The 14208-nt window shown below is 52.3% G+C and carries 11 protein-coding genes; 8 read left to right on the forward strand and 3 right to left on the reverse strand.

The annotated features are described in order from the left end of the window. The first annotated feature begins 335 nt into the window (after positions 1 to 335). Together gapA and AC6I8L_RS10625 are read left to right on the forward strand one after the other, a co-directional pair. Positions 336 to 1334: a glyceraldehyde-3-phosphate dehydrogenase gene (gene gapA / locus AC6I8L_RS10620; RefSeq protein WP_034828788.1), complete on the forward strand. Its 999-nt coding sequence runs from the start codon at positions 336 to 338 to the stop codon at positions 1332 to 1334. Positions 1335 to 1408: 74 nt separating this feature from the next. After that, positions 1409 to 2284, forward strand: a complete 876-nt coding sequence (locus tag AC6I8L_RS10625; RefSeq protein ID WP_058959833.1) for a D-hexose-6-phosphate mutarotase — start codon at positions 1409 to 1411, stop codon at positions 2282 to 2284. Between the two features lie 21 nt (positions 2285 to 2305). Here AC6I8L_RS10625 and AC6I8L_RS10630 read toward each other — a convergent pair whose 3' ends face one another. Both AC6I8L_RS10630 and AC6I8L_RS10635 read right to left on the reverse strand, forming a co-directional pair. Continuing rightward, entirely contained in the window at positions 2306 to 3154 is an 849-nt protein-coding gene (locus AC6I8L_RS10630; RefSeq protein ID WP_058959834.1) for an aldo/keto reductase, read from the reverse strand. Between the two features lie 84 nt (positions 3155 to 3238). Beyond that, the gene (locus tag AC6I8L_RS10635) at positions 3239 to 3988 is read right to left on the reverse strand and encodes a MipA/OmpV family protein (protein WP_058959835.1); all 750 of its coding nucleotides are present in this window, start codon (positions 3986 to 3988) and stop codon (positions 3239 to 3241) included. 407 nt (positions 3989 to 4395) lie between these two features. Here AC6I8L_RS10635 and yeaG point away from each other — a divergent pair, with 407 nt between their 5' ends. The 6 genes from yeaG (at position 4396) to AC6I8L_RS10665 (ending at position 13124) form a co-directional block, all read left to right on the forward strand. Further along, the gene (yeaG, locus tag AC6I8L_RS10640; RefSeq protein ID WP_034828773.1) at positions 4396 to 6330 is read left to right on the forward strand and encodes a protein kinase YeaG; all 1935 of its coding nucleotides are present in this window, start codon (positions 4396 to 4398) and stop codon (positions 6328 to 6330) included. Positions 6331 to 6421: 91 nt separating this feature from the next. Next, positions 6422 to 7699 carry a YeaH/YhbH family protein gene (locus tag AC6I8L_RS10645; protein ID WP_034828771.1) on the forward strand — a complete coding sequence of 426 codons (1278 nt, stop codon included), beginning with the start codon at positions 6422 to 6424 and terminating at the stop codon, positions 7697 to 7699. A 230-nt stretch (positions 7700 to 7929) separates the two neighbouring features. Further along, the gene (locus tag AC6I8L_RS10650) at positions 7930 to 9657 is read left to right on the forward strand and encodes a potassium/proton antiporter (RefSeq protein ID WP_058959836.1); all 1728 of its coding nucleotides are present in this window, start codon (positions 7930 to 7932) and stop codon (positions 9655 to 9657) included. A gap of 77 nt (positions 9658 to 9734) precedes the next feature. Further along, positions 9735 to 9968, forward strand: a complete 234-nt coding sequence (locus tag AC6I8L_RS10655) for a DUF1480 family protein (RefSeq protein ID WP_034828766.1) — start codon at positions 9735 to 9737, stop codon at positions 9966 to 9968. A gap of 377 nt (positions 9969 to 10345) precedes the next feature. Beyond that, entirely contained in the window at positions 10346 to 11812 is a 1467-nt protein-coding gene (wbaP, locus tag AC6I8L_RS10660) for an undecaprenyl-phosphate galactose phosphotransferase WbaP (RefSeq protein ID WP_058959838.1), read from the forward strand. 118 nt (positions 11813 to 11930) lie between these two features. Further along, positions 11931 to 13124 (forward strand): multidrug effflux MFS transporter, encoded by a 1194-nt coding sequence (locus tag AC6I8L_RS10665; protein ID WP_058959839.1) that lies wholly within the window; start codon positions 11931 to 11933, stop codon positions 13122 to 13124. Here the strand turns inward: AC6I8L_RS10665 and dadX are convergent. Further along, a complete protein-coding gene (gene dadX, locus AC6I8L_RS10670; RefSeq protein WP_058959840.1) occupies positions 13117 to 14187 on the reverse strand; it encodes a catabolic alanine racemase DadX in 1071 nt (356 codons plus the stop codon). The genes AC6I8L_RS10665 and dadX overlap by 8 nt on opposite strands. Positions 14188 to 14208: the final 21 nt, after the last annotated feature.

Here is a 14208-nt window from a genome sequence, read left to right on the forward strand (position 1 = left end):
GAGTTCCGGAGTGTCATTCTGTAAAAATCGACTAGTATTCTAACAAACGAACAACATCATCATGGTCTTTTTTCGTGCGAACCCGTTCTCCACGACTGCCACAGCGCAAAATTGTGACGTCGATCACCCTTTGCAAAAGTCATCCCTTTTCGGTCGGTATTCGGCGTAACATAGGCGCGCAATAAGGGTGCTGCGTAAGCGATTGCGCAACCAATTATTCCTGGCGTTGGAATTGACCTGTCGCAACAATTGACACGATTCCGCTTGACGCCTGGTAAGGTTTTTGTAATTTTACAGCCAACCTTTTATTCACTAACAAATAGCTGGTGGAATATATGACTATCAAAGTAGGTATCAACGGTTTTGGCCGTATCGGTCGCATCGTTTTCCGTGCTGCACAGCAGCGTTCTGACATCGAAATCGTCGCGATCAACGACCTGCTCGACGCCGATTACATGGCTTACATGCTGAAGTATGACTCTACGCACGGTCGTTTCGACGGCACCGTAGAAGTGAAAGACGGCGCGCTGATTGTTAACGGTAAGAAAATCCGTGTTACCGCTGAGAAAGACCCGGCTAACCTGAAATGGGACGAAGTGGGTGTTGACGTTGTTGCAGAAGCAACCGGTATCTTCCTGACCGACGAAACCGCTCGCAAACACATTCAGGCTGGTGCGAAGAAAGTGGTTCTGACCGGTCCTTCTAAAGATGCGACCCCAATGTTCGTTCGTGGCGCAAACTTTGAAAAATATGCTGGCCAGGATATCGTTTCTAACGCCTCTTGCACCACTAACTGCCTGGCACCACTGGCTAAAGTGATCAACGACCACTTCGGTATCGTTGAAGGTCTGATGACCACTGTTCACGCCACCACCGCTACGCAGAAAACCGTTGATGGCCCGTCTCACAAAGACTGGCGCGGCGGCCGCGGCGCAGCTCAGAACATCATCCCATCTTCTACCGGTGCTGCTAAAGCAGTGGGCGTGGTTCTGCCAGAGCTGAACGGTAAACTGACCGGTATGGCGTTCCGCGTTCCTACCCCGAACGTGTCTGTTGTTGACCTGACTGTACGTCTCGAAAAACCAGCCACTTACAAAGAAATCTGTGCCGTGATCAAAGCTGAATCTGAAGGCAAGATGAAAGGCGTTCTGGGCTACATCGAAGACGACGTTGTATCAACCGACTTCAATGGCGAAACCCTGACTTCAGTATTCGATGCTAAAGCCGGTATCGCACTGAACGACAACTTCGTGAAACTGGTTTCATGGTACGACAACGAAACTGGCTACTCACACAAAGTTCTGGATCTGATTGCACTGGTTGCTTCTAAGTAAGCGACTGGCGAAACAGACAAGGGGTGACTTCGGTCGCCCCTTTTTTTTCATTTGGAAGAAGAGAAGGTCTGACGATGCAAGATACGCTTTATAGTTTACCGGTGGTGAATCAGATCACCCCTTATCTGTCACAACGCCAGATGGGCGATTTACCCATCGTCGTCGTGAGCCATCCCAAGGTCCGAGCGGCGATTGCGCTGCAAGGCGCACATCTGCTCTCATGGCAGCCCAGCGGCCAGCAACCGGTGATCTGGTTGAGCGATAAGACGCCGTTTGCCGCAGGCAAAGCAATCCGTGGAGGCGTGCCGATTTGCTGGCCTTGGTTTGGTCCGGCAGGTGAACCGGCGCATGGTTTCGCCCGTAATCAACCCTGGACATTGACTGCACACGATGAGAACGAAGATGCCGTAATGCTGACGTTCACACTGGAAAGCAACGCGCAAACGAAGAAGCTGTGGCCGCATGATTTCACCCTGCTGGCCCGTTTCCGTATCGCCGAGCATTGTGAAATTGAGCTGGAAGCCTGGGGCGATTACGAAGCCACCGCAGCCTTGCACACCTACTTCCAGATCGCCGATATTGCTCAGGTGGAAGTGAGTGGCTTAGGAAATAACTTTATCGACAAGGTGAACGCTAACACGGTAGGCAGTTCGGCTGATGGCAAGCAAACCTACCCTGACCGCGTCGATCGGATTCACACCGCCGCCGAAGATTGCAGTGTGATTCACGACATAGCAGGAAAACGTCAGATTGAAGTGTATCATCACTATAAAAGTGACGTTGTCACATGGAATCCAGGGCCAGAATTGTCCTGCAGCATGGCGGATATGCCTAATGAGGGTTACAAAACCATGGTCTGCGTGGAAACGGCTCGCATCAACAAGCCGATGAAAAGTGCCGGTGAATCCCCTGCTCGCCTCGGTACCACCCTTCGCGTGCGCAATAAATAGGTTTGCGGCGCAGATGCGCCGCTATACCACGTCTAAGCCCGTTTTATGTTGCGGTGCTGGAAACGCCCGGTCGATGATCGCTAATTCTTCAACGCTCAAATGCAGATTTAACGCGGCGGCATTTTCCGCCACGTGTTGTTGGCTACTGGCTTTGGGAATGGCGATCACGCCAGGTTGACGAATCACCCATGCGAGCAGTAATTGCGCCACGCTGATGCTCTTCTGTTGTGCAATCTGCTGCAAATGGGGATCATCAAACAGTGACTGACGTAAACGTCCCGCCTGCGCCAGAGGGCAATAGGCCATTATCGGCATATCACGTTGCTGGCATGCCGCTAATAAATCGTATTCGATTCCTCGTGATGCCAGGTGATACAGCACCTGATTGGTTGCGCAGTTTTCACCGCCCGTCTCACTCCACAATTCTTGCATATCGTCCGTGTCGAAATTCGATACGCCCCAATGCCGAATTTTTCCCTGCTGCTGTAAGGTTTCCATGGCGCGAATGGTCTCTTCCAGTGGTACATTGCCGCGCCAGTGCAGCAGATAAAGATCAAGATAATCGGTCTCTAAGCGCTGTAAGCTGCGCTCGCAGGCCTCTATCGCATCCACTTCCCCGGCATTCCACGGATAGACTTTTGACACCAGCCAGGCCTGATGACGGCGTCCGCGTAGCGCTTCGCCCACCACCTCTTCCGCTCCGCCTTCGGCGTACATTTCTGCGGTATCAATCAGCCTCAGCCCCAGATCCAATCCAGCCTGTAACGCCGTGACTTCCTGACGACGCAGCGCTGCATTCTCCCCCATATACCAGGTTCCTTGCCCAATAGCGGGTAAAGCTGATTCTCCACGGAATTGAATCGTCTTCATTACGCCTCCTGATGCGCCAAGATGGGGCGCGTTATTGGTGCAATGTAATAAAAACGCCTCATTACGAGGCGCGATGTAAAACCATTAGAAGCTGTAGCTGATGCCGGTCCAGAGGGTGAACTGACCACTTTTGTCCACCATCGGACTGTCTTTGATTTCGCTATCAAAGCGGGTGTAGCGCCCGGACAAACTGGCGTTCCAGCTATCGCTAATCTGGTAGCTGGCGTTCATTTCCACATAAGGAGACCAGCTGTCGTCCGGCTGATATTCAGCAATACCTGTCCGCGCGCTTTCGTGCGATGACACGCCATAGTAGTAGCGGTTTTGGTTGGCGCTGTTCCACATTGCACCGATGCCTGGCGTCAGGCTGAACGCGCCAAAATCGAAGCGATACAGATAGGTAAGATCCCAGATGATGCCATTACTGTTGTTGAGCACATCGCCTAGCAGAGCGGTGCGCACGATACCCCAATCAGCAACATGACGATAGGTGGCACCTGCCATCAGGGTCATCCGGCGCTTATCCAGAGCCTTCATGTCACCCAGATCGTTATCCTTGGGATCATACTGTTGCGGTGAACCCAGCAAGGTTAATGACAGTTGATCCTGCTGGTCTTTCCACAGGTAGTAGCCGCCTTGCAAGCTACGGAACCAGAAGTTTTCGCCTTCATAATTGATGACCGGGATGGGGATGTATCGGTCCTGTCCGCCACGATAAGGTGACTGGGCATAAATAACCGAAGCCCCGAGAGATAAGGGTTCTGCATGAGTGCTGAACGCCGCAAAATAACAAGGAACAACACAAGCAAGCGCTTTAAGTTTGAATTGGTTCACAATTTAATCAGTCCATTAATATAACAATCACACGCAGAGTCTAACTAAAATTTCGCGCTGGGTTAACGTTAAATCAGGGATGTTTATCACCCATGCGGAATAGTCTGAAGCAGGCTGCAGTGGTAGACAAGCAAACGGAATGCCTTAGTGCTTATGAGACTTTGTTATTGATATATCGCTAAATAAGGAGAAAAGTGGCTGCAGATTTTCTGAATGCCTTCTACAGTTAAAAGTAAGCCGAGACTTTTTGTACGAGCAGAGTAACCATAAGATTTGTGTATCCCGATAAAAAAACGTCAGGTTGGCATAAGGGTTGCTGTACTCATTAAAGAATATCTTCCGGGAGCTGCAAACGTATCTAATTTCGCTCCTTTACCTGTGCTAAAAACGAAAGGACGGGCATCGCTATGAATATATTCGATCACTATCGTCAGCGTTATGAAGCTGCCAAGGACGAAGAGTTCACACTGCAGGAATTTCTCGCAATCTGTAAGCAGGATCGCAGTGCATACGCCAACGCTGCAGAGCGACTATTGATGGCTATCGGTGAGCCGGTGATGGTTGACACGGCGCAGGAGCCACGCCTTTCCAGAATCTTCTCTAACCGCGTCATGGGACGCTATCCCGCCTTCGAAGAGTTTTATGGTATGGAGGAAGCGATTGAGCAGATCGTCTCCTACCTGAAACACGCTGCGCAAGGCCTGGAAGAGAAGAAACAGATTCTCTACTTGCTGGGGCCGGTCGGTGGCGGTAAATCGTCACTTGCTGAGCGTTTGAAAGCCCTGATGCAACGCGTACCGATCTACGTGCTGAGCGCTGATGGCGAACGCAGCCCGGTCAACGATCATCCTCTGTGCCTGTTCAACCCGCAGGAAGACGCCAACATTCTTGAGAAAGAGTATGGCGTGCCGCGGCGTTACCTGGGCACCATCATGTCGCCGTGGGCAGCAAAACGCCTGCATGACTTCGGCGGCGATATTACCCGCTTTAAAGTGGTCAAAGTCTGGCCTTCTATCCTGGAGCAAGTGGCCATCGCCAAAACGGAACCGGGTGATGAGAACAACCAGGATATCTCTGCATTGGTCGGTAAGGTGGATATCCGCAAACTGGAAAACCACGCGCAGAACGATCCCGACGCTTACGGTTACTCGGGCGCACTCTGCCGCGCGAACCAGGGCATCATGGAATTCGTCGAGATGTTTAAGGCACCGATTAAAGTGCTGCATCCATTGCTGACCGCCACTCAGGAAGGTAACTACAACGGTACTGAAGGGATCTCTGCCCTGCCGTTTAACGGCATCATTCTGGCGCACTCCAACGAGTCAGAATGGGTGACTTTCCGTAACAACAAGAACAACGAAGCGTTCCTGGACCGTGTTTACATTGTCAAAGTGCCTTACTGCCTGCGAGTGTCGGAAGAGATCAAAATCTACGACAAACTGCTTAATCACAGTGAGCTGACGACGGCGCCATGTGCACCAGGCACGCTGGAGACCTTAGCGCGCTTCTCAATCCTGTCGCGTTTGAAAGAGCCGGAAAACTCCAGCATCTATTCAAAAATGCGCGTCTATGATGGTGAAAGCCTGAAAGATACCGATCCAAAAGCGAAATCATGGCAGGAGTATCATGACTACGCTGGCGTGGATGAGGGCATGAACGGCCTTTCGACCCGCTTCGCGTTCAAGATTCTGTCGCGCGTGTTCAACTTTGACCATGCCGAAGTGGCGGCCAACCCGGTACATCTGTTCTACGTACTGGAGCAACAAATTGAACGCGAACAGTTCCCGCAGGATCTGGCAGAGAAATACCTTGAGCACCTGAAAGGCTATCTGATTCCGAAATACGCGGAGTTTATTGGCAAAGAGATTCAGACCGCCTATCTGGAATCTTATTCAGAATACGGTCAGAACATCTTCGACCGCTATGTTACTTACGCCGACTTCTGGATTCAGGATCAGGAATACCGCGACCCGGATACCGGACAGCTGTTTGATCGCGAATCACTGAATGCTGAACTGGAAAAAATCGAGAAACCTGCCGGGATCAGTAACCCGAAAGATTTCCGTAACGAGATCGTCAACTTTGTGCTGCGTGCCCGGGCGCAAAATAGCGGACGTAATCCTAACTGGACCAGCTACGAAAAACTGCGCACGGTCATTGAGAAGAAAATGTTCTCCAATACCGAGGAGTTGCTGCCGGTGATTTCGTTTAATACCAAGACCTCAACGGACGAACAGAAAAAACACGATGATTTTGTCGATCGCATGATGGAGAAAGGTTATACCCGCAAACAGGTGCGCCTGTTGTGCGAATGGTATCTGCGCGTGCGTAAATCGTCTTAATCGTTACCTGTAAGCTACGCGGCGCCGCGACGCCGCAACAGGAGGCCGGAGTGGTTCCGGCCTGGCTTGCACTGTAGTTTGGGGGATATGTATGGCCTATTTTATCGATCGGCGTCTGAACGGTAAAAACAAGAGCGCGGTCAATCGGCAGCGTTTCCTGCGCCGTTACAAGTCGCAAATCAAGCAGTCGATCTCCGAGGCCATCAACAAGCGGTCGGTCACCGACGTGGAGAGCGGCGAATCTGTCTCGATTCCTATCGATGACATCAATGAGCCTATTTTCCATCAGGGACGCGGCGGCAGTCGCCATCGCGTGCATCCGGGGAACGATCATTTCGTCCAGAACGACCGCATTGAGCGCCCACAAGGGGGCGGTGGTGGCGGTGGCAGCGGTCAGGGCAACGCCAGTCAGGACGGTGAAGGTCAGGATGAGTTTGTCTTCCAGATATCGAAAGATGAATATCTTGATTTGCTGTTTGAAGATCTTGCCCTGCCAAATCTGCGTAAAAATCAGCATCGACAATTGAACGAATATAAAACGCACCGCGCGGGCTTTACCTCAAATGGGGTACCGGCCAACATCAGTGTGGTGCGTTCGCTACAAAATTCACTGGCGCGTCGTACTGCCATGACCGCCGGTAAACGCCGTATGCTGCACGAACTGGAAGCCACGCTGACGGAAGTGGAGAACAGTGAACCGGCTCAGTTGCTGGAAGAGGAGCGGCTGCGCAAAGAGATTGCCGAACTGCGGGCACGCATTGAACGCGTACCCTTTATTGATACCTTCGACTTACGCTACAAAAACTTTGAGAAGCGCCCTGAGCCTTCCAGCCAGGCGGTGATGTTCTGCCTGATGGATGTGTCCGGTTCCATGGATCAAGCCACGAAAGACATGGCGAAGCGTTTTTATATTCTGCTCTATCTGTTCCTGAGCCGGACCTATAAAAATGTGGAGGTGGTGTATATCCGTCACCATACGCAGGCGAAAGAAGTCGATGAGCAGGAGTTCTTCTACTCGCAGGAAACCGGCGGCACCATTGTGTCTAGCGCATTGAAGTTAATGGATGAAGTGGTTAAAGAGCGCTATGACCCTGCGCAGTGGAATATTTATGCGGCACAAGCCTCTGATGGCGACAACTGGGCGGATGACTCCCCGTTGTGTCACGAAATTCTGGCCAAACATATTTTGCCGGTTGTACGTTATTACAGCTACATCGAAATCACGCGCCGTGCGCACCAGACGCTGTGGCGTGAGTATGAACATCTGCAGGCTATGTTTGATAACTTCGCGATTCAGCACATCCGTGAGCCAGAAGACATTTACCCAGTATTTAGAGAACTTTTCCACAAACAGGTGGCAGAAGCCTGAACATCAAGCCGGTCATTGACCGGCTTTTTCTTTTCCGCGCCACCGCTCATTCACCTGAAATTCCCGCTGATTTTTCACACAATTTTAACGATCTATGGGATAGCGCTCCGCAGATAGAAAAAATATGCAATTAAGCGCTGACAAGCTATTGATAAGGCATTATCTTTTCACCTTGTCTGTGTGAATCCCCCGCAGTTTGTCATTTTCGCTCGTACCGCAGGAGAACGCCGTTGAATGCCAGCATGATTTACAGTTTGTTTATTATTGGTTCCGTGCTGGTCGCAGCAAGTATTCTTCTGAGTTCATTCTCGTCACGGCTTGGCATCCCTATTCTGGTGATCTTCCTTGCGTTAGGCATGTTGACTGGCATTGATGGGATTGGCGGCATCGCTTTTGACAACTACCCGGTGGCGTATCTGGTTTCTAACCTCGCGCTGGCGATTATTTTGCTGGATGGCGGCATGCGCACCAAATCCAGCTCATTCAAGGTGGCGCTGGGGCCTGCGCTGTCACTCGCCACGGTTGGCGTGATGATAACCGCCGGTTTAACCGGTTTGGCTGCTGCCTGGCTTTTCAAACTTGATTTGATGCAAGGTTTCCTGATTGGCGCGATTATCGGTTCCACCGATGCCGCCGCCGTTTTCTCGCTGCTGGGGGATAAAGGCCTTAACGAACGTGTCAGCTCCACGCTGGAAATTGAATCCGGCAGTAACGATCCCATGGCGGTATTCCTGACCATCACGCTGATTGACATGATCCAGCAAGGCCAGTCAGGCTTAAGCTGGATGTTTGTGGTACATCTGGTGCAACAGTTCGGTCTCGGTATTGTACTGGGGCTGGGCGGCGGCTGGGCACTACAGCAACTGATTAACCGTATCAATCTGGCGCAAGGTCTCTATCCCCTGCTGGCGTTAAGTGGCGGCATCATTGTGTTTGCACTGACCACGGTGATGGAAGGCAGCGGTATTCTGGCGGTTTACCTGTGTGGCTATCTGCTGGGTAACAGCCCGATTCGCAACCGTCACGGTATTCTGCAAACCTTCGATGGTATGGCGTGGTTGAGTCAGATCGGCATGTTTATCGTGCTCGGCTTACTGGTGACGCCATCTGATTTGTGGCATATCGCCGTTCCTGCCATGATTTTATCTCTCTGGCTGATTTTGGTGGCGCGTCCGCTTTCAATTCTGGTGGGCCTGTTGCCATTTAAAGGTTTTACCGGCCGCGAACGCATCTTTATCAGTTGGGTTGGCCTGCGTGGCGCAGTACCCATCATCCTCGCAGTATTCCCGATGATGGCCGGGCTGGAAAACGCCAAGCTCTACTTCAACATCGCCTTCTTCGTGGTTCTCGTGTCGTTGATGCTCCAGGGCACCTCACTGGGCTATGCGGCCAAACGCGCCAAAGTTGTGGTTCCCCCTACTGCATCACCTATCAGCCGCGTCGGACTGGACATCCACCCTGAAAACCCCTGGGAGCAGTTTGTTTACCAACTTAGTGCTGATAAATGGTGTATCGGAGCCGCGCTGCGTGATTTGCAGATGCCACGCGAAACGCGCATCGCTGCCCTGTTCCGCGATAACGCGCTGATGCATCCCAACGGTAGCACGCGCCTTAAAGAGGGCGATGTGCTATGTGTGATTGGACGTGAACGTGATTTGCCCGCTTTGGGTAAAATGTTCAGTCAGTCTCCACCCGTCGCGCTCGATCAACGCTTCTTTGGTGACTTCATTCTGGATGCCGAGGCACGTTTACGCGATGTGGCGCAAATTTATGGGCTGGAACTCGATGAAACCACCAACGATCAGCAATCCCTCGGTCAACTGGTGATGGGCCTGCTGGGCAGTACACCGGTGGTGGGCGATCAGGTGGAGTGGAACCAATTGACCTGGACCGTGGCGGAGAAAGAGGACAACCAAATCGTTAAAATTGGCGTACGCGTCATGGAAGACAAGGAGTAATCCTAACCGCGAATACGCCAAAACTGCGCGTGAGCGACTATGATCACTGTTCCACCCAGCACAAACGGGAGAAGCGCATGGGACACGTGGTAAAGATTGGTCGTTACGAGATCGTTGATGCAGAACTGAATGCTGAAAAGCTCGATACCATCAGCATTCCCTGCAATACCAACCCCGGCCTGAGTTACCAACTCGATGGCTGGGATCATGAAACCAGCGTGCCGGCGTGGATTGATGGCGAGCCCGTCGATCTGCAGATCGGACACTATGACAAGCAACAAGACCGCTGGGTATTAAAAAAACCCGCCTAATGTACCCCCGCCGCCATCCGCTTCGTATGGCGGTCATTCCTAAAAGCAGTCTTAAAATGAAGCGTTCTATCTGTGTTTTTTTTGGTTTTAACCTTGTATTTCAATTAGCTAACTCACTATTTCACGCAGCATTTATTTCCTTTTAAGACTATTTCCATATTAACTCTGTCAAATAACTCCTGCATACTCTTAAACGTTGCTGCAGCTTTTCGTGACGTACATCACGTCTCAAACGGCCCTTTCCATGCAGCGCTTATGGCAGCATTGACTTATAGCGCACTGAAAAATCATTTCTTTTTATTTTCGGTGGACAACTCCTGAGCGCGTACTTGATTCTGGTCAGGCCATCTTTTACTTAAGAAAAGAGAGCAGGTTTTATGGCAAGTACATTGGTAATGAATGATGCAACCCGCTCGTGGAGCGGATTGCGTAAAAATCTCATCGCAAAAGTCGCTTTAAGCTTTTCGGATTTAATTGCTCTGAATCTGGCTTTGTTTTTATCTGCAGCAACCGTTCAGGGTATTTGGGGAGAACTGGACACCTTTATTCCGCCGCAGCAGATTGAGTACCGCTTCATCGCTCAATTAGGGCTTTCTGTACTTTGCACCGCGTGGTTTTGGGTGCGCATGCGTCATTACACTTACCGCAAACCGTTCTGGTTCGAGTTAAAAGAGATTGTTAAAACCCTGTTCGTCTTCTCGCTGCTGGATTTGGCGCTGATTGCCTTCTCCAAGTGGGATTTTTCGCGCATGGTTTGGGTGTTTAGCTGGACTTACGCACTGCTACTGCTGCCGCTGATGCGTGCGGTGGTCAAGCGTGCCATTAACCGCGCAGGTCAGTGGCAGAAAGAGACCATCATCATTGGTTCAGGCAAGAATGCCATGGAAGCTTATGCAGCCCTGCAGAGTGAGGAAATCCTCGGCTACAACGTCCAGGCTTTTATCTCACTGGAAGATGAGCACCACCCTGAGAACGTGAATGGTGTACCCGTGATCACCTGGAAAGACATCAACTGGCAAACCATGGATCGCGACAACACGCAATTTATCGTCGCCACTGAGTTTGAACAGCAGGTGGTGCGCGATAAATGGCTGAAGTTTCTGTCCAAAATGAAGTGCCGCTCCATCTCCGTGATTCCAACCCTGCGCGGTGTGCCGCTGTATGGCACTGATATGTCATTCATCTTCAGCCACGAAGTGATGATCCTGCGCGTCAGCAACAATCTGGCGAAACGCTCATCCCGCTTCCTCAAGCGTACTTTCGATATCGTGGTGGCATCACTGTTGCTGCTGTTCCTTGCCCCGGTATTTGGTCTGCTGTGTGCTATGGTGAAACGTGATGGCGGCAATGCCATTTATGGACATGAACGCGTTGGGCAAGACGGTGTGAAGTTTAAATGTCTCAAGTTCCGTTCGATGGTCACCAACTCGCAGGAAGTGTTGCAAAACCTGCTGGCAACCAGTGAAGAAGCGCGTGCCGAGTGGGATCGTGATTTCAAACTGAAGAACGATCCACGCATCACCAAAATTGGCGGCTTCCTGCGTAAAACCAGTCTCGACGAATTGCCGCAGTTGTGGAATGTGATTCGTGGTGAGATGAGTCTGGTGGGACCACGTCCGGTTATCGAAGCTGAGCTGGAACGCTACGCAGGGGATGTCGATTATTACCTGATGGCGAAACCAGGCATGACGGGGCTGTGGCAGGTGAGTGGTCGTAACGACATCGACTACGACACCCGCGTCTATTTCGATTCCTGGTATGTGAAGAACTGGGCATTGTGGACCGATATTGCCATTCTGTTCAAAACCGCAGGCGTAGTGTTACGCCGCGACGGCGCTTACTGATCCTACCCTCGACGCGATGTCTGTGTTGGTCCAGCAGACATCGCTTTTTTATTCCTTTCTTTTTCCCGGCTAAGTCATTACCCTTCCCGCTTGTTTAACAGGACGTTTCTGGTTTCAGATGCAAAAATTTACCCTGCTGCTTTTAAGCCTGGTGCTGCTGGCACCGCTCGGCATCGATCTTTACCTTCCCACTCTGCCGCAAATCGCTGAAGGCCTGAACAGCCCGGTCAGTTTGATTCAGATCACCATTCCGCTGTTCTTACTGGTGATGGGCATCGGCCAACTGGTGACCGGACCTTTGGTGGATAATTTTGGCCGTAAGCCGATTGCGCTGATTGGCCTGGCACTCTACATCGTTGGTAGCGCTGTGGCTGCGACCGCCACCGTATGGCCGGTGTTCTTCCTCGCCCGTTTGATTCAGGGCTGCGCGGTCTGTTGCAGTGCTGTGGTGGCCTTCAGTGGCGTGCGCGATCGTTTAAGCGGTGATGAAGCCGCACGCGCCTATGGTTTCCTGAATGGTGCACTGAATATTGTGCCGGCACTGGCGCCATTGCTGGGCGGCATCCTTGCTGAAGCCTACGGCTGGCGTGCGCCCTTCTGGTTCCTGTGTGGCTATGCTGCCGTGATTGGTTTGATTGTGGTGTTCTGCCTGCCGGAAACCCGTCCTGCCGATACGCTGCGAGTTAAAGGATTGCCGCTGGCGCAATACGCGGCGATTGCACGTGAACCGCGTTTTCTTGCCTTCGCCTTTGCCAATGCGGGTGCGCTCGGCATGGTGCTGACTTATGTGTCACTGGCACCTCACGTGCTGATGACGGAAGGGGGTCTGACGCCCCTGCAATTCTCCTTTGCCTTTGGTGCCAACGGCTTTTGGATCATGCTGGTCAGTGCGTTTGTGAATAAGACTATCCGTAAAGCCGGACGCCCGTTCTGCCTGGCGATGGGCTTTGTCACTATGCTGTTAGGTGCCATTTTGCTGCTGGCGGGGATGACGCTGTTGCCTGCCGCATGGCAGACACACTGGGCGCTGTATATGATTCCAGTGGCGGTGTCGGTTGCGGGACTGGCCTTTACCGTTGGCCCGGCCACCAGCTACGCATTAGAGCCGTATCAGCAGCAAGCGGGGGTTGCCGCGGCATTGCAGGGCTTTATTCAGATGGCTTGCGGCGCAGGTGGCAGCCTGATGATTGTGGCATTGCCGGTTGCAGAAAAATCAGCACTGGCTTTGATGATGGTTTTAGGTGCAGCGCTGGCCCTGATTGCCTGGCGCTGCAGTAAGAAGATGCACGGCAGCGTGACCGCGCTTAAATAATCTCAACCGGTACGCGGGGCGCGAGTGCACACATCAGCTCGTAGCCCACCGTGCCGGCGGCTTTCGCCACCTCATCGATTTTCACCTGATTGCCCCACAGTTCCACTTTGGAACCAATCCCGGCCTGCGGACAAGGTTCGAGGTCAATCATCATCATATCCATGGAGATCGCGCCCAGCGTCTGGGTGCGAATACCCTCGACGCTCACTGGCGTGCCGGTTGGCGCATGGCGTGGATAGCCATCTGCATAGCCGCAGGCCACAATACCAATGCGCTGTGCGCCCGATGCATGATAGCGATAGCCATAGCCCACACCGTCACCGGCACTGAGCTGCTGCACACCAATGATTTCACTGTTCAGCGTCATCACAGGTTGCAAGCCGCTGCTGGCAATATCCTGCCAATTCCCACTTGGCGATGCGCCATAGAGAATGATCCCCGGACGCACCCAGTCAAAGTGCGCTTCAGGATGCCACAACGTGGCGGCAGAGTTGGAGAGCGAGCGCGGGCAATCCAAACCTTCGGCGGCCAGTTCAACGCGCTTCATCGGTTCGATAAGTCCTTCCGGGTTTTCCGCGTCCGCAAAATGCGCCATCAGCGTCATCTCACCGACGTTAGGGAGCGCACGCAGTTTCTGCCACGCCGCCTGAACCTGTTCAGGACGGAAACCCAGCCGATTCATGCCGCTGTTCATCTTCACATAGATATCAACCGGTGCAGAAAGTGAAGCTTTGGCCAGCGCCTGAATCTGCCAGTTGCTGTGCACGCTGGTGGTCAAGCGATAACGATCGATCAACGTTAAATCTTCAGCATGGAAGAAACCTTCCAGCAACAGAATCGGTTTTTTCCAACCCTGCTCACGCAACAGAATCGCTTCTTCCATATTCAACAGCGCGAAACCATCGGTCTCTGCCAGACTTTGCCAGACACGCGCGATACCGTGCCCGTATGCATTGGCTTTGACCACTGACCAAACCCGCGACTGCGGTGCAGCCTGCCGTACAATCGCCAGATTGTGGCGCAGCGCCTGTTGGTTAATGGTGGCGCCAGTAGGACGTGACATGCTTGTGCTCTCCCTGAGGTC

It is taken from the genome of Type-E symbiont of Plautia stali, assembly GCF_059731115.1.